Origin of the sequence: Rhodococcus opacus, assembly GCF_012396235.1 — a bacterium.
GTDB classification, from domain to species: domain Bacteria; phylum Actinomycetota; class Actinomycetes; order Mycobacteriales; family Mycobacteriaceae; genus Rhodococcus_F; species Rhodococcus_F opacus.
Genome location: NZ_JAAXPA010000001.1, coordinates 417,955 through 444,724, shown reverse-complemented (window position 1 = coordinate 444,724; position 26,770 = coordinate 417,955). Strand labels below are relative to the sequence as shown.

The 26,770-nt window shown below is 70.9% G+C and carries 1 protein-coding gene; it reads left to right on the top strand.

From position 1 onward, the window contains the following. Positions 1 to 52: 52 nt before the first annotated feature. Positions 53 to 26,752: a non-ribosomal peptide synthase/polyketide synthase gene (locus HGB39_RS01765; protein WP_064080806.1), complete on the top strand. Its 26,700-nt coding sequence runs from the start codon at positions 53 to 55 to the stop codon at positions 26,750 to 26,752. Positions 26,753 to 26,770 lie beyond the last annotated feature (18 nt).

Here is a 26,770-nt window from a genome sequence, read left to right as displayed (position 1 = left end):
ATACTCGAAACAGTGCGTCCGTCCTGGTAGGGCGGGGCGAGGTCGAGTTCGAGTGTGCCCAGGACAAGGTGAAGGACCCGTTCCGGGGGCGGGAGAAACGCGCCGCCCCGCGGACCTCCGTGTTCCGGGCGGCGGCGAACCGATACCGCTCTCGGCGGCGCAGCGGGCCACGTGGTTCGCGCAGCAACTCGAACCGCAGGTCCCGATCTCCATCGCCCAGTACGTGGAGTTCCACGGTGTGCTCGACATCGACCTGCTCCGGCAGGAGACGGTGGAAGCGGGCCGCGAGTTCGAATCACCCTTCCTCAAGGTGTACGACGTCGAGGGCCGGCCGCTGCAGTACGTGGACCATCGGACGGACACGTCGATCGCGTACGTCGACTTCCGTGCGGAAGACGACCCGGTGGCGGCGGCACACGAATGGATGGAACGCGATTACGTCACGCCGCTCGACCTGAGCGCCGACCGGCTGGTCGAGACGTCGATCCTGCAGACCGGTGACACACACTTCCTGTGGTACAGCAGGATTCACCACGTCGCGCTCGACGGCTACGGCGCCATGACGATGCTGCGCCGCATCGCACACCGCTATTCCGCGAAAATCGCGGGCCGCGAACCGGATCCGAACCGGGCGGTGAGCCTGCGGCAGTTGTACGACATCGACAGCCGGTACCGCGCCTCCGAGCGTTTCGCAACCGATCGAGAGTACTGGGCCGCGCGGGTCGCCGGGCTCGAGGGCACCACGCTGGCGCGGACGGCGGGGCAGGTGTCGGCCACCAGCACGGTGGAGAGTGCCATCCTCTCGGACGACGTCGTGGCGGTTCTCGATTCCCGCGACAGCCTGTCTGCGGCGACCATCATCGCGGCCGCGGCGTGCTACCTGGCGCGACGTACCGGCAGAACCGATGTGCTGGTGACCATTCCGGTGTCGGCGCGCACCACGGCGGTGCTGCGCAATTCCGGTGGCATGCTCGTCAACGTGGCCCCGATGCCCGTCAGCGTCCGGGCCGACGACACCGTCGCGGAACTGATCGAGAAGGTCCAGCGTGAGCTGGTCGCCGCACTGCGACACCAGCGGTGCAGCCTCGACGACATCCGCCGCGACGCCGGCGACACCGCGACGACGGCACTGTACGGGCCGATGGTGAACGTCATGTTGTTCCGCCAGGAGGTCGCGCTGGGTTCGCTTCTCGGCGATTTCCACATCGTCACGTCGGGTCCGGTCGAGGACCTGCTGATCAACGTGTATCAGAGCGGCACCCCCACCAGGATCTTCGTGGACTTCCGCGCGAACCCCAGCCGCTACGAGGAGGCGGAACTGCGGGAGCACCATCGGCAGTTCGTCGAGTTGCTCGAGGAACTGGCCACCGCAGATCCGGCGTCCCGGGTGGGCAGCATTCACGACACCAGTGCCCGCACCGGCGAACGACTTCTGCGCGAGGCCGAGGAAATCGAGTATTGGCGCCGGCAGCTGGACGGGTTGCCCGACTTCCTGCCGTTGCCCACCGACCGCCGGCGGCCGGCCAGGTTGTCGCCGGCGAGCGACCGGGTCACCGTCGTGGTGCCGGGGGAGTTGCACCGCTGCGTGGCCGCACTGGCCGACGCCGCCGGCACCACCGGCCGCACGGTGTTCCTGACGGCCCTGTCGATCCTGCTGGGCAGGGTGACCGGAAGCAGCGACATCGCCGTCGGAATCGCCGTGGACGTGGGCGATCGCACGGACACTGTGGTGGTGCGGTCGCGGTACGCGAGCGAGGTGTCGTGTCACGACTATCTGTCGCACGTCCGGGACGTCGCCACCGAGGCGGTGGCGCACACCGCTGTTCCGTTCGACCGGCTGGTGCGGGAGCTCGACGTGTCGGTGTCGGACGCGTACGCACCGATCGTCCAGGTGCTGCTCGACACCCGCGCGCCCGGCTCCCCGGGTTGCACCGTCTCCGGCCTCGACCTGTGCGTGACCGTGACCGAAGCGGTCGACGAGTCGGGGGCTGCGGCGGGTGTGACCGTCGAATTCGGTTTCGCCGCAGAACTGTTCGACGTCCACACGATCCGGGTGGCCGCCGACCGGTACCTCCGCATACTCGGCGCGATGGCGGCCGACCCCGAGGTTCCGGTCGGAGACATCGAGATCCTCTCCGCGGGCGAACGTTCCGCGCTGACACCGGTACGAGGACGCCCGGGCCGGTCCGAGCGCACCCTGCCCGACCTCTTCGCGGACGCCGCCGCGCTGGATCCGGCGGCGACGGCCCTGTCGCGGCAGGGCGAGGAGTTGTCGTACCGCGAGCTGGACCGGTGGTCGACGCAGGTCGCGCGAATGCTGATCGACCGCGGGGTGGGGCCGGAATCGTTCGTCGCGCTGGCACTGCCGCGCTCGTTCCGGTCGGTGGCCTCCGTGTGGGCCGTCGCGAAGACGGGGGCGGCATTCGTTCCGGTGGACCCGAACTACCCGCCCGATCGGATCGACTACATGCTCGCCGATTCCGGTGCGGTGCTGGGCCTGACGGAGGAGTCGCTGCGGGGACGCCTCCACGATTCTATTCCCTGGTGCGTGCTCGACGACCAGGACTTCCAGGCCGCCTGCGCGGCCCGGCCCGACAATCCGGTGACCGACTCCGACCGCATCCGGCCCCTGCATCTCGACAATTCCGCGTACCTGATCTACACGTCCGGCTCGACGGGGCAGCCGAAGGGCGTCACCGTCACGCACCGCGGGCTCGACAACTTCGCGGCCGACCAGCAGGAACGGTTCGGCGCCACGAGATCGTCTCGGACACTGCACTTCTCGACGCCGAGTTTCGACGCGTCCGTCTTCGAGTACCTGCAGGCGTTCGGGGTGGGTGCCACGATGGTGGTCGTGCCGCCATCCGCGTACGGTGGCCCGGAACTGGCCGACCTCCTGCGGTCGGAACGCGTCACGCACGGCTTCGTCACCACGGCCGCGCTGGGCACGATCCCGCCGGATGCGCTGGGCGACTTCCTCGACGTGGCCGTGGGCGGTGAGGTCTGCCCGCCCGAACTGGTGGCCCGGTGGGCGCCGGACCGCAGGCTGCACAACGCGTACGGTCCCACCGAAACGACCGTCATGGCGAACATCAGCGCACCGATGACCCCCGGTGACCCCATCACACTCGGCGGGCCGATCAGAGGTGCCGAGGAGGTGGTACTCGATGCCCGGCTCCATCCGGTACCCGTCGGGGTACCCGGTGAGCTGTACATCGCCGGTGCCGGTGTGGCGCGGGGCTATCACCGCCGTCCCGGTCTCACCGCGGCGCGCTTCGTCGCCGACCCCTACGGCCGCGGCCGGATGTACCGCACGGGTGACGTGGTGCGGTGGCGGCCCGACCACACGCTCGAGTACCTGCGGCGCAGCGATTTCCAGGTGAAGGTGCGGGGTTTCCGCATCGAGCTCGGCGAGATCGACGCGATTCTGCAGACACATCCGGACGTGCGGCTGGCCGTCACCATCGGCAGGCCGGGGCCGTCCGGGGACACGGTCCTGGTCTCGTACGTCGTCCCGGCCCCAGGCAGGCCGATCGAGACGACGGAACTGCTGCGACAGGTGCGGAACAGGTTGCCGGCGTACATGGTTCCCTCGGTCGTCGTGGTGCTGGACGAGATCCCGTTGACCCCGGTCGGCAAGCTGGACCGCGCGGCACTGCCGGAACCGCGGTTCCTGTCCGCGGCCGCCGAATTCAAGGCGCCTACCGACCCGGTCGAGGAATCGATCGCCGAGGTCTTCACCGAGGTCCTCGGCGTCGAACCGATCAGTGTCGACGACAGCTTCTTCGACCTCGGCGGCAATTCTCTCGTGGCGACGCGGGTGATCGCGCGCGTCAACGCGGCACTCGGATCGGACGTGGGTGTGCGAGCGTTGTTCGAGGCGCCCACCGTCGAACTGCTGGCCGCGTACGTTCGCCGTTCCGGTACGGAACTCGTGGACCGACCGCCCCTGGCCGTCGGGGAGCGGCCCGAACGGATCCCGTTGTCGCTGGCGCAGCAACGGATGTGGTTCCTCAACCAGTTCGACACGTCGTCGGTGGCGTACAACATCCCGATGGCCGTGCGCCTACTCGGACCTCTGGACTCCGACACGCTGCGGGCCGCGGTGGGCGACGTCATCGAGCGGCACGAGTCGTTGCGCACCGTGTACCCCGCGTCGGCGGACGGGCCGTACCAGGTGGTGGTCGACACCGCGGACGTCGTCCCCGACCTCACCCCGCACGTCGACGGCGACGAGTCGCTGCACGAGAGGATCGCGACCCTCCTCGCGGGCGGATTCGACGTGAGCGCGAAGGTCCCGCTGCGGGCGGCGCTGTTGTGGATCGGCCCCGACGAACACGTGCTGGTGATCGTGGTGCATCACATCGCCGCCGACGGGGCGTCGCTGGCGCCGCTGGCCCGCGACCTGATGGTCGCATACGCGGCACGCCGGTCCGGGACACCGCCGAGCTGGGAGCCGCTGCCCGTGCAGTACGCCGACTTCAGCGTGTGGCAGCGTCGCCTCCTCGGCAGTGCCGACGACGCGGACAGCCTCATGTCCCGGCAGTTGCAGTACTGGCGCGGTGTGCTGGCCGAACTCCCGGAGGTCAGCGCCCTGCCGCTGGACCGGAACAGGCCGGTGACCCGCTCGCTCGAGGGTGCGACCGCGGCGTTTGCGATCGACGCGGGCCTGCACCGGCAACTGCTCCTCCTCGCGCGCGAGCACCACGCAACCCTGTTCATGGTGATGCACGCGGCGCTGGCCGTGCTGCTGTCGAGGATGTCCGGATCGGGCGACGTCGCCATCGGCACCCCGATCGCGGGTCGTGGCGAGGCGGCGCTGGACGACCTCGTGGGGATGTTCGTGAACACGCTGGTGCTGCGGACTCCGGTGGAGCCCGGTGAGGTGTTCACCGACGTGCTGGCCCGGGCCCGCGACACGGATCTGGGCGCGTTCGGGCACACGGACGTTCCCTTCGAGAGCGTCGTCGACGAGCTGGCGCCTGGCCGGTCGACGTCCCACTCGCCGCTGTTCCAGGTGCTGCTCGAATTCCAGAACACCGTGCGCGCCCACCTCGAACTGCCGGGCCTGACCGTCGAGGCGGTCGACGTCGACCCGGGGGTCGCCAAATTCGACCTGCAGCTGTCGCTCGCCGAATACCACGACGAGAAGGGCACCGCCGCAGGTATGGCCGCCGCATTCCTGTACGCGACGGACGTGTTCGACCGGACGTCGGTGGAGGGGTTCGGGGAACGCTTCGTCCGGGTGCTGCGGGCGGTGGTCGACGACCCGGCGGCGGTGGTGGGGGACATCCCCGTTCTCGGTGCGGTCGAGCGCGACCTGGTGCTGGACCGGTGGAACCGTGCGGGTCTCCCGGCCGACGCGCAGACCGTGGTCGAGTTGCTCGCGCGGGTGACCGCGTCGACCCCGGACGCCACTGCGGTCGTGTGCGGCGACGAGACGCTGACCTACGGCGAACTGGACGAGCAGGCGAACCGGTTGGCACGGTTGCTGATCGCCGAGGGGGTGGGAACCGAGTCGTTGGTCGCGGTGATGGTGGATCGCACGCCTGCCCTCGTGGTGACGTTGCTGGCGGTGCTCGCCGCCGGCGGCGGGTACGTCCCGGTCGACACCAGCTATCCCGCCGAGCGGGTGGCAGCGATGTTCGAGGACGCGCGACCCGTCTGCGCCGTGGTGAGCGCGGACTTCGCGTCGCTGGCGCCGGCCGGAATTCCGGTGGTGGCGATCGACGATCCGGCGACGGCGCGTGCGGTGGCCGAACTGTCCGGGCTGCCGGTCACCGACTCGGACCGGTTGCGGCCGCTATGGGCCGACGCCGTCGCGTACGTCATCTTCACGTCGGGGTCGACCGGGCGGCCGAAGGGCGTCCAGGTATCACATCGGTGCGTCGTCACGCTGCTCGCCAACACCCGGGAGCTGTTCGGGTTCGACTCGTCCGACGTCTGGACGCTGTTCCACTCGTACGCGTTCGACTTCTCCGTCTGGGAACTGTGGGGTGCGCTCGTCCACGGTGGCCGGCTGGTGCTGGTCGACTACTTCACCGCACGATCGCCGGACGCGTTCCTCGAACTGCTGCGCCGGGAACGGGTGACGGTGCTGAACCAGACCCCGACGGCGTTCTACCAGCTGACGGAGGCCGATCGTGCGGCGAACGCCGTCGAGGACACCGACCAGGCGCCACTGTCGTTGCGGCACGTGATCTTCGGCGGCGAAGCCCTCGACGTCGGGCAACTGGAGCGGTGGTACACCCGGCACGACGACCGGGACCCCGTGCTGGTGAACATGTACGGCATCACAGAGACCACGGTGCACGTCAGCTTCCTCGCCCTCGATCGTGCGCTGGCGGCGTCCGTACCGGGCTCGGTGATCGGCGGCGGACTCCCCGGTCTGCGTGTCTACGTCCTCGACGGCCGGCTGCATCCGGTGCCGCCCGGGGTGGTGGGTGAGCTGTACGTGTCCGGCGACCAGGTGACCCGCGGCTACATCGGCAGGCAGGGTTTGACCGCGACGCGTTTCGTCGCCGACCCGTTCGGCCACCACCGGGCGGGGGCGCGCATGTACCGGTCGGGCGACGTCGTGAAGTGGGGTGCGGGCGGCCGGCTCGAGTACATGGGGCGCAGCGACTTCCAGGTGCAGCTGCGCGGGTTCCGGGTGGAACTCGGCGAAGTGGAGGCGGCTCTGGCCGCGTGCGCCGGGGTGGCGCAGTCGGTGGTCGTGGTGCGCGGCGACGACCGGGACGGCGACCGTCTGGTGGGCTACGTGGTCCCGGAGACGGGTGCGGATGTCGATGCGGCGGCGGTTCTCGACGCGGTCGGGGCGAGCGTTCCGTCGTACATGGTGCCGGCCGCGGTGGTGGTGATCGACGCCCTGCCCCTGACGGTCAACGGCAAACTCGACCGGAAAGCGCTGCCCGAAGCGGACTTCGGCACGTCGACGGTGGGGTTCGCCGCCCCGCGCAATCCGGTGGAGGAGATCGTCGCCGCCGTGTTCGCCGACCTGCTCGGTATCGTCCGGGTGGGGGCGAACGACAACTTCTTCGCGCTCGGCGGGAACTCGCTGACCGCGACCCGGCTCGTCGCCCGCCTCAACGCCGCGGTCGGCGACCGGCTGGGCGTGCGGGACGTGTTCGACGCCCCGACCGTCGCCGGGTTGGCCGCCCGCGCCGAGGCCGGGGAAACCAACCTGGAATCCCGGCCGGCACCGACCCCGCGGGATCCGTCGCGGGAGGTACCCGTCTCGCTCGCACAACAGCGGATGTGGTTCATCAACCAGTTCGACACGACCAGTGCCGCGTACAACGTCGCGATCGCGCTCCGCCTCACCGGCACGCTCGACACGCAGGCGCTGGAAGCGGCCGTCGCCGACGTCGTCGAGCGCCACGAATCCCTCCGCACCGTCTTCCCCCTCACCGACAGCGGTCCGCGGCAGGTGATCCTCCCGGTGGAGAAGGTGGCGCCCGCTCTCACACCGCACGCCGTCGAGTCGGCGGGCCTCGGCGCGGAACTCCACCGCCTGCTCTCCGCAGGGTTCGACGTGACGACGGAGGCACCGGTGCGGGCCCGGCTGTTCGGGGTGAACGAGCACGAGCACGTGCTGGCCGTGGTCGTGCATCACATCGCGGCGGACGGCTTCTCGATGGTTCCGCTCGCCCGCGACGTCCTGTCGGCGTACACCGCGCGGCGCCGCGGCGTCGCGCCGGACTGGACCCCGCTTCCTGTGCAGTACGCCGACTACACACTGTGGCAACGGGACTGGCTCGGCGACGAAGACGACGGCGGTTCGCCGCTCGTCCGCCAGCTCGACTACTGGACCGCGACACTGGCCGACCTCCCGGATGTGCTGGAATTGCCGACGGACCGGCCCCGCCCGGCCGCCCGGACCCTGGGTGCAGGCCGCGTCGAGTTCGAGATCGACCCGGACCTCCACCGGAGCGTCGTGCAGCTCGCCCGCAGGCACGGATCGACCGTGTTCATGGCCCTGCACTCCGCGCTGGCCGTCCTGCTGTCGCGGCTGAGCGCGTCGGACGACGTCGCCGTGGGCACCCCCATCGCGGGCCGCGGCGAGGCCGAGCTCGACGACCTGGTCGGCATGTTCGTGAACACCCTCGTGCTCCGGACCCCCGTCGACGGCGCCCGCACGTTCGCGGAGCTGCTCGCGCAGGTCCGCGAGGCCGATCTCGGGGCGTTCACGCACGCGGACGTCCCGTTCGAACGCGTCGTGGAAAGCCTGCGTCCCTCCCGCTCGACGGCGTACTCGCCGCTGTTCCAGGTGATGCTCGAATTCCAGAACACCGAGCGCCCCGAGCTGGAGCTGCCGGGCCTCCACGTCGAACCCCTCGACCTCGCGTTCGACACGATCAATTTCGACCTCCAGCTGACCCTGCGGGAGAACGCCGACGCCGAAGGGCATCCCGGGGGCCTCAGTGCGGCGCTCGGGTACGCCACCGACATCTTCGACGCGGACACGGTGGCCGCGTTCGCCGAGCGCCTGGTCCGGATCCTGAGCGCCGTCACCGAGTCCCCGAACGCCCCGGTCGGCGACGTCGACGTCCTCGGCGCCGGCGAGCGGGTCGCACTGACGTCCGCGAGCGGGGGCCCCGGCGTGGCGGCTCGGACGCTGCCGCAGTTGCTGGCGGCCGCCACGGCCGCGGACCCGGACGCCGCGGCGCTGTCCTTCGAAGGACGTGAGGTGTCCTACCGGGACCTCGACGAATGGTCGAACAGGCTCGCCCGGCTCCTGATCGAGCGCGGCGTCGGCCCGGAACAGGTGGTGGCTCTGGCGCTGCCGCGGTCGATCGAATCCGTGCTGGCGGTCTGGTCGGTGGCCAAGACCGGGGCCGCGTTCCTGCCGGTCGACCCGAATCATCCGGCCGACCGCATCGAGTACATGCTCGGTGACTCGGGCGCCGTCGCCGGTCTCACCACGGCCGCGTTGCAGTCGGCCCTTCCCGCGTCGATCCCGTGGCTGGTGCCGGGCGACCCCGGAACCGAGGCCGAACTGGCGCTGCTCCCGGCGGCGGCGGTGACCGACACCGACCGCACGTCGGCGTTGCACGTGGACCACCCCGCGTACGTCATCTACACGTCGGGATCGACGGGCAGGCCGAAGGGCGTGGTGACCACACACCGCGGCCTGGCGAATTTCGCTGCGACGGAGCAGAACACGTTCGACACGACCGCGGCGTCCCGCACCCTGCACTTCGCGTCGCCGAGCTTCGACGCCTCCGTGCTGGAGCTGATGCTGGCGGTCGGGCCGGGCGCGACGATGGTGATCGCGTCCCCGTCCGTCTACGGCGGCGAGGAGCTCGCGGATCTGCTGCTGCGCGAGCGGGTCACGCACTGCTTCGTCACCCCGGCGGCGCTCGCCTCGGTCGATCCCGCCGGCCTCGAGAGCGTGCGGTGCGTGGTGACCGGCGGCGAGGCCTGCCCACCGGAACTGGTGGCCCGCTGGGCGCCGGGCCGGGCCATGTTCGACGCGTACGGTCCGACCGAGTCGACCGTCGTGTCGAGCATCAGCACCCCGCTGGCGCCGGGCGAACCGGTCACGATCGGCGCGCCGACGCTCGGGTTCACCGAGGCGGTCCTCGACGCGCGGCTGCATCCCGTACCGGCGGGGGTCGCGGGGGAGCTGTATCTCGCCGGCCCCGCGCTCGCACGCGGCTATCACGGGCGACACCCGCTGACTGCGGAACGCTTCGTGGCCAACCCGTTCGGGCCGGCGGGCAGCCGGATGTACCGGACCGGCGACCTCGTGCGCTGGACGGTGGACGGGCAACTCGACTACCTGGGGCGCACCGACTTCCAGGTGAAGATCCGCGGATTCCGGATCGAACTCGGCGAGGTCGAATCGGCGCTGCTCGCGCACGGCGACGTGGCGGCGGCGGTCGCCGACGTGCGCCGGGACGAACGGTCCGGCGACCGGCTGATCGGGTACGTGGTCCCCGAACCCGGAGCGGACATCGATCCGGGCGAGGTGCTGCAGTTCGCGGGCACGCGGCTCGCGGCGTACATGGTGCCCGCCGCCGTCGTGGTGATCGCGGCGCTCCCGGTGACGGTCCACGGCAAGCTCGACCGGAAGGCGCTGCCGGAACCGGACTTCGGTGTCGCCGTCACCGACAGTCGTCCGCCGCGCACCGAGACGGAGGCGCTGCTCGCCGGTCTGTTCCGGGACGTGCTGGGACTCGAGGGGGTGGGTGTGGACGATTCGTTCTTCGCGCTGGGCGGCGACAGCATCATGTCGATCCAGCTGGTGGCCCGCGCGAAGGCAGCCGGCCTGATTCTCTCCCCGCGGGACGTGTTCGAACGCAGGACCGTCGCCGGTCTCGCCGAGGTGGCCCACTACGAGCGCGCGGATACCGTGGTGCTGGAGGAACTTCCCGGCGCCGGCGTCGGCCCGGTTCCGCTGACACCCGTCGTCGCGTGGATGCTGGGGCGCAGCGGCGGCCGGCTGGACCGGTTCTCCCAGGCCGTGCTGGTCACCGCGCCGCCCCGGCTCACCCGCGACGATCTCGCCGCCGCCGTCGACGCCGTGCTGGACCGCCACGACATGCTCCGCGCGCGGCTCGCCGTCGACGAGGCGGGGCAGTGGGTCATGACGGTGCTGCCGGCCGGATCGGTGCCTGCCGGCGCGCTGATCCATCACGTGCCCGTGACGTCGTTCGACCCTGGTGATTTCGATGCGGTGGCGAGGGCGGAACTGAACGCGGCGGCGGACCGCCTGGACCCGGCCTCGGCCAGCATGGTGCAGGTGCTCTGGTTCGACGGTCCCGGCGGGCAGGGGCGGTTGCTGCTGGTCGCGCATCATCTCGTGGTCGACGGCGTGTCGTGGCGGATCCTGATCTCGGATCTGGCGGCGGCCCACACCCGCGTCGCCGATGGGTTGACCGCCGCGCTGGCTGCCGTGGGGACGTCGATGCGGCGGTGGTCGCACGGACTCACCGAGGCCGTGGGGTCCCGACGCGCCGAAGCGGGCCTGTGGCAGTCGATCCTGGACGGCCCCGATCCGCTCGTCGGCTCCCGGCCGCTGGATCCCGCAGTCGACGTCGATGCCACGACGGGCCGCGTCACCGTGGAAGTACCCGCACACGTCACCGAGGCACTCCTCACCACGCTGCCCGCCGCCTTCCACGGCACCGTCGGAGACGGCCTCCTCACGGCGCTCACGCTGGCGATGATTCGGTGGCGGCGCCGTCGTGGGGTCGAGTCGGCCGACGTGCTGATCAACCTCGAGGGTCACGGACGTGAAGACCACGTCGTGCCCGGCGCCGACCTGTCCCGCACCGTCGGGTGGTTCACCACACTGTTCCCGGCGCGACTCGACCTCACCGGCATCGGCGTCGACGCCGCCCTCGCCGGCGACGACGCGGCCGGGTCCGCGATCAAGGCAATCAAGGAACAACTCCTCGCCATCCCCGATCACGGCATCGGCTACGGGATGCTGCGGTACCTGGATCCGGTCGGCTCGGAGGCACTGCGCCGATTCCGGCCACCGCAGGTGAGTTTCAACTATCTCGGCCGGGTGGCGACGAGCGGGGGCGAGGTGCCCTGGCTGCCCGTCGCCGGCAGCGGGGACCTCGGCGGAACCCAGAACTACGACATGCCCGCCGCCTGGGTCGTGGACGTCAACGCCGCCACCACCGTCCGGGACGGCGCCCCGGTACTCACCGCGACGTGGTCGTACCCCACGGGTGTGCTGGCCGCCGAGGACGTGGAAGAGCTGTCCGCACTGTGGGTTCGGGCACTCACCGCCCTGGCCGAGCACGCGAGCCGTCCGGGCGCAGGCGGGCTGACACCGTCCGATCTCGATCTGGTGTCGGTCGGGCAGACGGACATCGACCGGTTCGAGAGCACCTACCCGGACGTCGCCGACATCTGGCCGTTGTCACCGCTGCAGGCCGGTCTGCTGTTCCACGCGCAGCTGTCCGAGCATCGCCTCGACGCGTATCAGGTGCAGCTGGTCCTCGACCTGCGCGGCACCGTCGACTCCGCCAGACTCCGCCGCGCCGCACAGGGCCTGCTCGACCGGCACGCGAACCTCCGGGTGGCGTTCGCCGACACCGGTGGCGGACCGGTCCAGGTGGTACTCGCGAGGGCGACCGCGCCGTGGACCGACGTCGACCTGTCGGATCTCGACGACACCCGGATCACGACGGAGGCGGCGGCACTCGTCGCGGCCGACCGCGCCGTCCCGTTCGAGATGTCCGAGGCGCCGCTGCTCCGATTCACGTTGCTGCGCACCGCACCCGACCGGTACCGGCTGGTCGTGACCCATCACCACATCCTCCTCGACGGATGGTCGACGCCGCTGGTGATCAAGGACCTGCTCGTCCTCTACGCCACGGACGGCGACACGACGGCCCTTCCCCGCGTCACGTCCTACCGCGACTACCTGCAGTGGATCGGCAGGCAGGACCACGAACGGTCTACGGCTGCCTGGGTATCCGCCCTCGCCGGCTCGGACGAGCCGACGTTCGTGGCGCCCGCGGCGCGCGGCGAGCAGAGCTTCGCCGAACCCGAGGACGTGCGCCTCGACGTGGGCGAGGAGAAGACCCGGGCGCTCGAGACCCTCGCGCGGGAGCACGGGCTGACGTTGAACACCCTCGTCCAGGTGGCGTGGGGGCTCGTGCTGACCACGCTCGGCACCCGCGAGGACGTGGTTTTCGGAGCCACGGTGTCCGGCCGCCCACCGGGAGTAGCAGGCATCGAGTCGATGGTGGGGCTGTTCATCAACACGGTGCCCGTCCGGTTGCGCCTGCGCCGCGAGGAGACGCTCGCCGAACTGCTGCAGCGTTTCCAGCGTGAACAGTCCGCCCTCCTCGATCACCACTACGTGGGACTCACCGAGATCCAGCGCGCCGTGGGCGAGGGCGCCGTGTTCGACACGCTGACCGTGTTCGAGTCGTATCCGGTGGACCGCATGGGGTTGTCGGAAGACACCGACATCGACGGCATGCACGTCGCCGGGATCGAGGGGATCGACTCCACCCACTACCCGTTCACCCTGATGGCGCACGTCGACACCGGACTGCACCTGCGACTGCGGTACCAGCCGAACGTCTTCCAGAGCGAGTTCGCGGAGTCGGTGGCGGCCCGCGTCGCGCGCGTCGTGCAGATCCTGCTGTCGGACGTCGATACACCCATCGCCCACCTCACCCTGCTGTCGGAGGCCGAACTCCGGGAGTACACCGCGGTGTCCGGGGCCCCCGCCGGTCCGCCGAAGACCCTGCCCGAGATCCTCACCGCCTCGGCCGGGAACCGGCGGGAGGCGCCCGCGCTCGTCTTCGACGGACGCGAGACGAGCTACCGCGAACTCGACGAGCGGTCGAGCGCGCTGGCCCGCGTCCTCATCGAACGCGGTGCCGGGCCGGAGACGTTCGTGGCGCTCGGGCTACCCCGATCACGGGAATCGGTGCTGGCCGTGTGGGCGGTCGCGAAAGCGGGCGCGGCGTTCGTGCCCGTCGACCCGAACTATCCCGCCGACCGCATCGAGCACATGCTGGCCGATTCCGGTGCGGCACTGGGTGTGACGACGTCGGCGCACCGGCACCGATTGCCCGGTTCCGTGCCGTGGCTGGTGCTGGACGATCCGGCCTTCGACCGCACGTGGGCCGCCGCATCGCCGGTCCACGTCACCGACCTGGACCGCCGGTCGGTGCTCGACGTCGACCACGCCGCGTACGCCATCTACACATCCGGGTCCACCGGCAGGCCGAAGGGCGTCGTCGTCACCCACCGCGGTCTGGCGAACCTGCTCACCGAACAGACCGAGCACTACACCGTGTCGCCCGACGCCCGGTGCCTGCACATCTGTTCACCCAGCTTCGACGTGGCGATACTCGAACTCGTCCAGTCGTGTGCCGCCGGGGCGACGCTCGTCGTCGCTCCCCCCGACGTCTACGGCGGGGCGGAACTGGCCGCGCTGCTGCGGCGCGAACGCGTCACCCACGCCTGCATCACCCCGGCCGTCCTGGCCACCGTGGAGCGCGATCGCATCGAGCACCTCGAGGCGCTCGTCGTGGCCGGCGACGCCGTCGGTGACGAACTGGTCGCCGCGTGGGGTGCGGATCGGGCGATGTTCAACGGGTACGGCCCCACCGAGGCCACCATCCTCACCACGTTCAGCCGGCCGATGAGACCGGGCGAGCCGGTCACCATCGGGAGCCCCGTCCGGGGCATCGCGCTGTCGGTCCTCGACGCGCGGCTGCAGCCCGTTCCGGCCGGGGTGCCCGGCGAGTTGTACATCGCGGGACCGGCGCTGGCCCGCGGATACCACCGCCGGCCTGCGCTCACCGCGGAGCGGTTCGTCGCCGACCCCTACGGCGGCGGCCGGATGTACCGCACGGGCGACGTCGTGCGGTGGCGTCGCGACCACACCCTCGAATACCTCGGGCGCAGCGACTTCCAGGTGAAGATCCGCGGTCAGCGCGTCGAACTGGGGGAGATCGATTCCGTTCTCACCACCCATCCGCACCTCGACTTCGCCGCGACCCTCGGCAGGCCGGGCCCGCTGGGGGACACGGCGCTGGTGTCGTACGTGCTGCCGCACGACGGCGAGGAGGTGGCGGCGCCGGACGTGCTCGCGTTCGCGGGCCGGATCCTGCCCAAGTACATGGTGCCCGCCGCGGTGGTCGTCCTCCACGAGATTCCACTGACCCCCGTCGGCAAGCTCGACCGGAAAGCGCTGCCCGCACCGGAATTCACGTCGGCGACCATCGGGTACCGGGCGCCCACCACTCCGGTCGAGGAGGCCGTCGCGCAGGTGTTCGCCGACGTGCTCGGTGCCCCGCGTGTCGGTGCGGACGACAGCTTCTTCGAACTCGGCGGCGACTCGCTCAGCGCCACCCGGGCGGTGGCGCGCATCAACTCCGCCCTCGACGCCGGGATCGGCGTGGCCGCGCTGTTCGACGCGCCCGTCGTGGCCGATCTGGCGGTCCGGATCGACTCGGCGGCGACGGCGACCACCCCGTCGGTGGCACTCGCCGCACGACCGCGCCCCGACCGGATCCCGTTGTCGCTGGCGCAGCAACGCATGTGGTTCGTCAACCAGTTCGACACGTCCTCGCCTGCCTACAACATCCCGATCGCCCTGCGACTGACCGGAGTCCTCGATCACGCCGCCCTGCTCGCTGCGGTCGGTGACGTCGTCGAACGGCACGAATCGCTGCGCACCGTGTTTCCCGGGTCGGTGGACGGACCGCACCAGGTGATCGTCGATCCCGGGCGGGCCACCCCCCGCCTCGATCCGGTGGCCGTCGCCGGTGACCGTGCACTGCGGGACGCCCTCGCAGCCCTGGTCGGCGCCGGTTTCGACGTGAGCGACGAGATCCCGTTCCGCACAAGTCTGTTCGAGCTGGAGCCCGAGCAGCACGTCCTGGCCATCGTGGTGCACCACATCGCCGCCGACGGGTTCTCCATGATGCCGCTCGCCCGCGACGTCATGCTCGCGTACACCGCCCGGACCGTGGGGGACACCCCCGGCTGGACTCCGCTGACGGTGCAGTACGCCGACTACAGCGTGTGGCAGCGGGACTTCCTCGGCGCGGTCGACGACCCGGACTCGGTGCTGTCGAGGCAGCTGGGCTACTGGACGGACACCCTGTCCGGTGCGCCCGAGGTGCTGCAGATCCCGGTCGACCGGCCGCGCCCCGCCCAGCGGTCGTACGGCGGGGACGTCGTCGAGTTCGAGGTGCCGGCCCGGCTGCACCGGGCGTTGAACACGATCGCGGCCCAACATAATGCGACGCTGTTCATGGCGGTCCACGCGGCGTTCGCCGTCCTGCTGTCCCGGTTGTCGGGCACGGACGACGTCACGATGGGAACGCCCGTCGCCGGTCGCGGGCAGGCGGTGCTCGACGACGTGGTGGGCATGTTCGTCAACACGCTCGTGCTGCGAACGGTGGTGGATCCGCGGGCGTCGTTCGGTGAGGTACTGACCGCGGTCCGGGCCGCGGACCTCGGTGCGTTCGAGCATGCGGACATCCCGTTCGAGCGGCTTGTCGACCATCTCGCCCCCGAACGATCCACGTCGCACACCCCACTGTTCCAGGTGCTCATCGAGTTCCGGAACGCGGAGGGCACCCACCTCGAACTGCCCGGACTCACCGTCGACTCGCTCGACGTGGACCTCGGCGTCGCGAAGTTCGACCTGGAACTGAGCGTCGCCGAACAGATCGACACGGACGGCGCACCGGCCGGACTCGCTGCCGGACTGCGGTTCGCGACGGACGTGCTCGATCGCGGCACCGTGGCGCGGTTCGGGGACCGGTTCCTGCGGGTGCTCGAATCGGTCGCCGCTGCCGAGGGCCTCCCGGTGGGCGACATCGAGATCCTGGACAGGGTGGAGCGGGATCTGGTGCTGCCGGCGCTCGCCGAGCCCGCCGCGCCGGACGCGACCCTGGCGGAACTGTTCGAGCGGGCCGCGCAGCGATCCCGCCACGCGACGGCCGTCGTGTGCGAAGGCGTCTCGCTCACCTACGACGAGCTGGACAGCCGGGCGAATCGTCTGGCGCGGTTGCTGATCGCGCGGGGCGCCGGCCCCGAGACCCTGGTGGCCGTCGCCGCGGCGCGGTCGGTGGATCTGGTGGTGGCGCTGCTCGCGGTGGTGAAGTCGGGCGCCGGCTATGTGCCCGTGGACGTCACGTACCCGGCGGAGCGGCTCGCGTTCGTGTTCGCCGACGCCCGGCCGGTGTGTGTGCTGACCACCGAGGCCGAATCCGGCGCGGTCCGGGCGAGCGGGGTCCCGCTCCTCCTCGTGGACAGCGCGGAGACGGTGGCAGAACTCGACCGTACGTCGCCGCTGCCGGTGACCGACGGCGACCGGACCGGACCGCTGCGCCCGGACTCGGTGGCGTATGTCATCTACACCTCCGGCTCGACGGGCCGGCCGAAAGGCGTTCAGGTGGCGCACCGCAACGTCGTCACCCTGTTCGCGAACACGCAGCCCCTGTTCCGGTTCGATGCCTCCGACGTGTGGACCATGTTCCATTCGGCGGCGTTCGACTTCTCCGTGTGGGAGTTGTGGGGCGCGCTGCTGCACGGCGGCCGGCTGGTGGTGGTGGACTACTTCACGACCCGCTCACCCGACATGTTCCTGCGACTGCTGCGGGACGAGAACGTCACCGTCCTGAATCAGACCCCCACCGCCTTCTACCAACTCGCCGAGGCGGACCGGGTCGCCGGCGCCGCCGAACTCGCCCTCCGCGTCGTGGTGTTCGGCGGCGAAGCCCTCGACCTGGGGCAGCTCACCCGCTGGTACGCGCGGCGCGTCGACACCGCCCCGGCGCTGGTGAACATGTACGGCATCACGGAAACCACCGTGCACGTCAGTCACCTGCCGCTGGACGAGGAACTCGCCGCATCCGCCTCGGCCTCGGTGATCGGCCGGGCACTGCCCGGCCTGCGCGTCTACGTGCTCGACACCCGCCTGCACCCGGTGCCGCCGGGAGTGGTCGGGGAACTCTACGTGTCGGGCGGGCAGGTGTCCCGGGGTTATCTGGGCCGGTTCACGCTCACGTCGACCCGGTTCGTGGCCGACCCGCACACACCCGGATCGCGGATGTACCGGTCCGGCGACCTCGGCCGGTGGAACACGGACGGCCAGCTGGAATATCTGGGCCGCAACGACTTCCAGGTGCAGGTCAAGGGTTTCCGCATCGAGCTCGGTGAGGTGGAGTCGGCGCTCCTCGACTGCGACGGTGTGGCGCAGTCGGTGGTGTCGGCGCGGCGCGAACGACTGGTGGGCTACGTGGTGCCCGAGGCGGGCCGGGTGCTGGACCCGGCCGGAATCGTCGACGCGGTCGCCGACAGGCTGGCGGCGCACATGGTGCCCGCGACCGTGGTGGTGCTCGACGCCCTACCCCTCACGGTGAACGGCAAACTCGACCGCCGAGCGCTGCCCGAACCGGACTTCGGACGGCAGGTGTCGCTCAGTCGTGCCCCCGCCACGGAGACGGAGCGGATCCTGGCCGCACTGTTCGCCGAGGTCCTCGGCCTCGAATCGGTGGGTGTCGACGATTCGTTCTTCGCGGTGGGCGGCGACTCCATCATGTCGATTCAGCTCGTCACCCGGGCGAAGGCGTCCGGGGTGGTGATCACCCCGCGGGACGTGTTCGAACGCAAGACGGTTGCCGCACTCGCGGAGGTCGCGACCGCGGGGGAGGAGACCGTCACGCTGGAGGAGTTGCCCGGCGGCGGCGTCGGCGAGTTGCCACTGACCCCGATCGTGCACTGGATGCTGGGCAGGGACGGCGATTTCCGGCGGTACTCCCAGGCCGCGCTGTTCACGACCCCCGCCGCACTGGACGAAGACACGCTGACGGCGGCGATGCAGGCCGTCCTTGACCGGCACGACATGCTGCGCGCCCGACTGTACCGCAGCGACCGGGCCGAGCGGGGTGCGGCGATGGTGGTCGCACCGCCCGGCTGGGTGCGGGCGACCGCGGTGGTGCGCACGGTGCCGCTCGACGCCGCGGACTCGTTCACCGAGGCCGCGTCCCGCGAACTGGACGCCGCCGCGGGCCGGCTCGACCCGGAGTCGGGTGTGATGGTGCAGGCGGTGTGGTTCGCGAGCAGCGCGACACCGGCCGCCGCGGGACGGCTGCTGATCGTCGCCCATCACGTGGTGGTCGACGGGGTGTCGTGGCGCATCCTCGTCCCCGACCTCGCCCTCGCCTGCGCTCAGGTGCTGTCGGGTGAGCCGCCTACCCTGCCCGGCATCGGCACGTCGATGCGCCGGTGGGCGCACGCCCTCACGGATGTGGCGCAGGAACCCTCTCGCACAGCCGAACTCGACCTCTGGCGGCGGATGCTCGACACCCCGGACCCGCCGCTCGGGTCGCGGCCCCTCACCGCAACCGACATCCAGACCTCCGACGTCGAGGTCCGGGTTCCCGTCGAGGTGACGGAGGCGCTGCTGACGACGCTTCCCCAGGCCTTCCACGGGAGCGTCGGCGACGGACTGCTGACGGCGCTGGCGTTGGCGCTCGTCCGCTGGCGCCGGGCGCGGGGCATCGAGTCGTCCGGCGCGCTGGTGAATCTCGAGGGGCACGGTCGTGAGGAGCAGGTGGTGCCGGGCGCCGATCTCGCCCGCACCGTCGGCTGGTTCACCACGATCTTCCCGGTAGGCCTCGACCTGAGCGGCGTGGACGTCGACGACGCGTTCGCGGCCGGCCCCGCCGCCGGAGCCGCGGTCAAGGCCGTGAAGGAGCGGTTGCAGTCGATCCCCGACCACGGCATCGGGTTCGGGCTGCTCCGTTACCTCGACGCCGAGACGGCGCCGGAGCTCGCGGCCCTGCCGAGCGCGCAGGTGAGTTTCAACTACCTCGGCAGGCTCGGTTCGGGTTCCGCGGCGGACGGCGACTGGACACCGGTCTCCGACGCGGGGCTCGCCGCCGCCGCGCAGTCCGGGCTGCCCGCTGCGGCCGTCGTCGACGTGAACGCCAGGACCACCGACACCGCCGTCGGTCCCGCCCTCACCGCCACGTGGTCGTTCCCCGTCGGGGTGGTCGCCGCCGACGACGTCGGCGAACTCGCGGGGCTGTGGGTCGGCGCGCTCGAGGCCCTCACCGCGCACGCCCGGTCCGGTGGCGGCGGCTTCACCCCGTCCGACCTGAGCCTCGTCCGGCTCGGCCAGAGCGCGATCGACGACCTCGAGCGCCGCTACCCGGCGATGACCGACGTCTGGCCGCTGTCGCCGCTGCAGGCGGGCATGCTGTTCCATGCCGAACTGGCCGACGAATCGGTGGACGCCTACCTCGTCCAGCTGATCCTCGACCTCGGCGGCGACGTCGATGCGGAACGACTGCGCCGGGCCGCCGGCGCCCTCCTCGACCGTCACCCGAACCTGCGCAGCGCGTTCTGTCACGACACCGAGGGCGGGGCCGTGCAGGTGGTTGCGGGCCGGGTTGCCGTGCCCTGGCGGGAGATCGACCTGAGCGGACTGGACGAGGACGCGGCGACCGCCGAGGTCGAGCGACTGCTGGCCGCCGACCGGACCACCCCGTTCGACATGACCACCGCACCGCTGATCCGGTTCCTGCTGGTGCGGACGGCCGGCGGCCGCTGCCGGCTGGTGTCGACGAACCACCACATCCTGCTCGACGGCTGGTCGATGCCGCTGATGATCCGGGAACTGCTCACGCTGTACGCCACGAATGCCGACCTGGTGCCGCTGCCCCGGGTGCGGGACTACCGCGACTACCTGGCGTGGATGAACAGGCGCGACACCGGCCTGTCCGCGCGGGCCTGGGCGGACGCACTCGCGGGGGTGGAGGAACCGACGCTGCTGGTGCCCGCCGACCGGGCTCGGCAACTGTCGACCGTGTCGCGGGAGTGGGTGTTCGACCTCGACGAGGACCGGACCGACCGGCTGCGCGAATCCGCGCGTGCTCGCGGGCTCACCCTCAACAGCATTCTGCAGACGGCATGGGGCATCGTGCTGGGGATGCTCACGGGACGCGACGACGTCGTGTTCGGCGCCACCGTCTCCGGCCGGCCGCCGGAACTCTCCGGCATCGAGACGATGGTCGGGCTGTTCATCAACACCGTGCCGGTGCGCGTCACGCTGCGTCCGGAGGAGACGCTCGGCGCGTTGCTGGAGCGGGTGCAGGCCGAGCAGGCGGCGATGCTCGATCACCACTACACGGGTCTCGCCGAGATCCACGACGCCGCGGGTCCCGGCGTCGGGTTCGACACGCTCACCGTGTTCGAGTCGTACCCGGTGGACCGGGCCGGGCTGTCGGAAGACACCGACATCGCCGGGCTCCGCGTGACCGGCGTGGATGCCCGCGACGCCGCCCACTACCCGCTGAGCCTCGTCGCGTCGGCGGCGGCGAGCCTGCACCTGAAGTTCGAGTACGTGCCCGACCTGTTCGCCCCCGGCGCGATCGAGGACATCGCCGAGCGGGTGGTGCGGGTGCTCGATGCCTGCACCGGACCCGACGTGCCGCTCGCCCGGCTGTCGCTGCTCACCGAGCGCGAACGGGCGGAACTGGTACCGGTCCGCGGTGGTCCCGCCGGCTCCGTCCGCACGCTCCCGCAGATCTTCACGGACGCGGCCGCCGTCGACCCGGATGCGGTCGCCCTGTCGTCCGGCGACGTCGAGGTGTCGTACCGGGAGCTGGACGAGCGGTCCACCCGGCTCGCCCGTGCTCTGATCGACAGCGGGCTCGGCCCGGAAACGTCGGTGGCCGTGGGTATCCCACGCTCGATCGAGTCGGTGCTGTGTGTCTGGGCGGTGGCCAAGACCGGGGCCGTGTTCGTACCCGTCGACCCGAACTATCCCGACGAGCGCATCACGCACATGCTCACCGATTCGGAGTGCGCACTCGGGCTGACGACGTCCGAGCATCGCGCCCGCCTGCCCGAGACCACCGACTGGCTGGTGCTCGACGACCCCGCGTTCGTCGACGAGTGCGCGGCCGCATCCGCGGCACCGGTCGACGACGGCGACCGCAGGGGACCGGTCACCCTCGACACGGCCGCATACCTCGTCTACACGTCGGGGTCCACCGGCAGGCCGAAGGGCGTGACCGTGACGCACCGCGGTCTGGACAATTTCGCGCGCGACCAACTCGCCCGCTTCGGGGCGGACCCCGCATCCCGGACGCTGCACTTTTCGACACCGAGCTTCGACGGATCCGTATTCGAGTACCTGCAGGCGTTCGGCGCGGCAGCGACGATGGTGATCGCGCCGACCACGGTATTCGGCGGCGACGAACTCGCCCAACTGATCCGCGAGCGGCACGTCACCCACGCATTCGTCACCACGGCGGCACTCGCGTCCCTCGACCCGGCGGGGCTGGATCATTTCACCGACGTCGTCGTCGGCGGCGAGGCCTGCCCACCCGAACTCGTGAACCGGTGGGCGCCGGGACGCCGGTTGTACAACGGGTACGGACCGACCGAGACCACGATCATGTCCAACATCAGCGATCCCCTGATCCCGGGGGAGCGGATCACCATCGGCGGACCGATCCGCGGTGTCACGGAGTTGGTGCTCGATTCCCGGTTGCAGCCCGTCCCGGTCGGGGTTCCCGGGGAGTTGTACCTCGCCGGTGCGGGACTGGCGCGCGGCTACCACCGGCGCCCCGGGCTGACGGCAGAACGGTTCGTCGCCGACCCCGCCGATCCCGGGAAGCGGATGTACCGCACCGGCGACATCGTGCGCTGGACGCCCGAGCACACCATCGAGTACCTCGGCCGCAGCGACTTCCAGGTGAAGGTGCGTGGGTTCCGCATCGAACTCGGCGAGATCGACACCACCCTCATGGCCGACTCCGACATCCGGTTCGCGGCCACGGTCGCCTACCGCGGACCGGCCGGGGACACACTCCTCGCGTCCTACGTCGTGCCCGCGCCCGAACGTGCGCTCGATACCGAGACGATCACCCGACGGCTCGCGGGCAGACTGCCCGCCCACATGGTTCCGTCCTCGATCACGGTGCTGGACCAGATCCCGCTGAACGCCGTCGGCAAATTCGACCGCAAAGCCCTGCCCGCACCCGAATACGACGTCGGCACGCGCGAATACCGGGCACCCGCCGATCCGGTCGAGGAGATGGTGGCCGAGGTCTTCGCGGAGGTCCTCGGACTCGACCGGGTGAGCGCGGATGCGGGATTCTTCGACCTCGGCGGCAATTCACTGAGCGCGACCCGCGCGGTGGCCCGCCTGCGCGCCGCACTCGGCACCGACATCGGCGTGCGCGCGTTGTTCGAGGCGCCCACCGTCGAGGCGTTCGCCGCGCGCATCGAGCACGCGGGAGCGGGTTCGTCCGGCCGTCCCGCCCTCACCGCCGGGGACCGTCCCGACCGCATCCCGCTGTCCTTCGCTCAGCAACGCATGTGGTTCATCAACCAGTTCGACACGAGTTCGCCCGCCTACAACATCCCGATGGTGGTGCGGCTCACCGGCGACCTCGACGTGGATGCGCTGACCGCCGCCGTCACGGACGTCGTGACCCGGCACGAGTCGTTGCGCACCCGCTTCCCGCTCCGCGACGGCGAACCCGTCCAGGAGATCCGCGCGCCCGCCACCCCGATGCGCGCGCCGACCCCGGTCGCGGACGAAGGCCTCCTCCGGGAGGAGCTCACCCGGCTGGTGTCGGCCGGCTTCGACGTCGCCGCCGCCGTCCCGCTGCGCGTCGCCCTGTTCTCCCTCGACCCGACGGATCATGTGCTCGCCGTGGTGGTCCACCACATCTCGGCCGACGGCTTCTCCATGGCACCGCTGGTGCGGGATGTGATGATCGCGTACGAGTCCCGCGTCCACGGTCGCGCTCCCGCCTGGACGCCGCTGCCCGTGCAGTACGCCGACTACACACTGTGGCAACGCAGGCTGCTGGGGTCCGAGGACGACCCCGGATCGCTGATCTCGCGGCAACTGGCCTACTGGGAGTCGGCGCTCGCGGGGCTGCCCGAACTCCTCGAACTGCCTGCCGACCGTCGGCGTCCCGCACAGCAGTCGTTCCGGGGCGACCGGGTGCGCTTCGCGATCGACCCCGGCCTGCACGAGCGGATCCGGACGGCGGCGCGAGAGTACCGGTCCACCGAATTCATGATCGTGCACGCCGCACTCGCCGTTCTGCTCGGCCGGCTCGGCGGCACCGGGGACGTGGCGATCGGCACCCCGATCGCCGGCCGCGGCGAGGCGGCGCTCGACGACCTCGTCGGCATGTTCGTCGGCACGCTGGCGCTGCGCACCCCGGTAGCGGCGGAACAGCCGTTCCGTGACCTGCTCGCTCGGGTCCGCGACGCCGACCTCGGTGCCTTCGCGCACGCCGACCTGCCCTTCGAACGGGTGGTGGACGCAGTCGGACCGGTGCGGTCGACCGCCCACTCGCCGCTCTTCCAGGTGTCCCTCGAATTCCAGAACACCGAGAATCCCGCCTTGCGGTTGCCGGGGCTGACCGTCGAGGGGCTCGATCCCGACCTCGCCGTCGTGAAGGTGGACCTCGAGGTGATCCTCGACGAGCGGTTCGCCGCGGATGGCAGCGCTGCGGGCATGGTGGGTGCGATCGACTACGCGACCGACCTGTTCGACGCCGACACGGTGCGGGGGTTCGCAGAACGGTTCGTGCGCATCCTCGACACCGTCACCGCCGAACCCGGTGTTCCGGTCGGCGACATCGAGATCCTCGGCACCGACGAAGTCGCGGCGCTCACCCCGGCGCGCGGTGCGCCCGACGTCCCGAATGTCCTGCTGCCGGAACTGCTCTCGGCCGCGGTCGAACGAGACCGGAGTGCCGACGCGGTGTCGTACCGGGGCCGGACGATCAGTTACCGCGAACTCGACGAATCCTCCAACCGGTTGGCGCGCCGCCTGATCGAGGACGGTGCGGGTCCGGGAACGACCGTCGCTCTGAGCCTGCCGCGCTCGATCGAATCGGTGCTGTCGGTGTGGGCGGTCGCTCGAACGGGCGCGGCGTTCCTGCCGGTCGACCCCGGGTATCCACTCGACCGCATCGAGCACATGCTCACCGATTCCGGGGCGGTGTCCGGGGTGACCCTTCGGGCACACCGAGATCGGCTGCCCGGCACCGTGAACTGGATCGTTCTCGACGACGCCGAAGCCGAGGAGCGGATCCGGGTGCAGTCGCCTGCCCCCGTCACCGATGCGGACCGGACGGCGCCGCTGCACGAATCACATCCCGCGTACCTCATCTACACGTCCGGATCCACGGGCGTCCCCAAGGGAGTGGCCGTCACGCACCGCGGCCTGGCGAACCTCGCCGCGGAGGAGCGCGACCGTCTCGCCGTCACACCCGGCGCCCGGGTGCTGCACTTCGCGTCGCCGAGTTTCGACGCCTCCGTGTTCGAACTGGTCATGGCATTCTGCGCGGGCGCGACGCTGGTGATCGCCCCGCCGACGATCTACGGCGGCACCGAACTGGCCGGACTGCTGAGCGACGAGCGGGTGTCCCACGGATTCGTCACCCCGACCGCACTGGCGTCGATGGACCCCCTCGGCTTCGAGTCGCTGCAGACGCTGGTCGCGGCCGGTGAAGCCTGTCCACCCGAACTCGTCGCCCGGTGGGCGCCCGGCCGCAGGATGTTCAACGCCTACGGGCCGACCGAGACGACGATCATGTCGAACATCAGCGAGCCGCTGGTGCCGGGCGACCCGATCACGCTCGGCGCACCCACCCGCGGCGTCTCCGAGGTGGTGCTGGATTCGCGGCTGCGCCCGGTGCCGGTCGGTGTGGTCGGTGAGCTGTACGTGTCGGGACGCGCCCTGGCGTCCGGGTATCACCGTCGGCCCGGACTGACGGCGTCCCGTTTCGTGGCCGCCCCCTGGGGTGCGCCGGGCGAGCGGATGTACCGCACGGGAGACGTGGTGCGGTGGCGCCGGGACGGCACTCTCGAGTACGTCGGGCGCAGCGACTTCCAGGTGAAGATCCGCGGGTTCCGCATCGAACCCGGCGAGATCGACGCGGCACTCACCGATCATCCCGACGTCGGGTTCGCCGTCACGATCGGCCGTGCCGGGCCTGCCGGGGAACCGCTGCTCGTGTCCTATGTCCGTCCGATCGGCGGCGCGGACCTCGACACCGCGGAACTCACCCGTCTCGTCGGGGAGCGTCTGCCCGCCCACATGGTGCCCGCCGCGATCGTCGTAATCGACCAGATTCCGCTGACCCCGGTGGGCAAGCTGGATCGCGCCGCACTGCCCGCACCCGAGTTCCTGTCGGGCGCTCGCTTCCGGTTGCCCGCGAACGACCTCGAGGCGGCAGTCGTGGACGTCTTCGCCGAGGTGCTCGGACTCGACCGGGTGGGGGCCGAGGACAATTTCTTCGAGAGGAGCGGCAACTCCCTGCTCGCCACGAAGGTGATCGCCGCCCTGCAGGAGAGACTCGATCGGAAGATCCCGCTGCAATGGATGTTCCTCGATCCGACCCCGGCCGGCCTCGCCCGCAGGATCGCCCTGCCGTCGGCGGAGGGCGGTGTGACGGAGGCGCTGGGGGTGGTGATTCCGCTGCTCACCGAGGGCGCCGGACGACCGCTGTTCTGCGTCCACCCGGGAATCGGGCTCTCCTGGGGGTATGCGGGTCTCGTCCGGTATCTGCCCGCCGACCGGCGCGCGTACGGACTGCAGTTGCCCACGATCAGCGGGGACGGCGACTACCAGTCGATCGAACAACTCGCGCACCGGTACATCGAAGAGATGAGGGTCATCCAGCCGGAGGGACCGTACGACCTGCTCGGCTGGTCTCTGGGCGGGGTCATCGCGCACGCGATGGCCGTCGAACTGCAGAGGGCAGGCGAGGAGGTCGCCACCCTCACGGTCATGGACAGCTATCCCGACAACGGCGAGGATCCGCTTTTCGGGAAGCTCGACATGCGGGATCTGCTCCGCGGACTGGGGCTCGTCGTCGCCACCGACGGCGACCTCACGTACGAACGCGCGGCGCAACTGCTGAACGAATCGTGGGGCAGCGACTCCGGGCTGCGCGGCGAACACCTCGAGCGAATCAACGCCGGATACGAGAATTCGCGAAACCTCGTCCACCGGTTCGAGCCACAGGTCTACGATGGCGAGCTGCTGATCTTCCCCGCGACCGGCGACGACGACGGCACCACGCGCGCCCGGTCGGCGGACGAGTGGCGACCGCTCGTGACGGGTCGAATCGTGGAGCATCCGGTGGACTGCGGGCACAACGACATGATCGAGCCGCAGTCCCTCGCTGTCATCGGGCCGGTGCTGTCGAGGTATCTCGAGGCCGGTCGCACCCGTCGCCGCGAGAACCGAATCCGCTGAACGGAGCCGCGCCGCTGT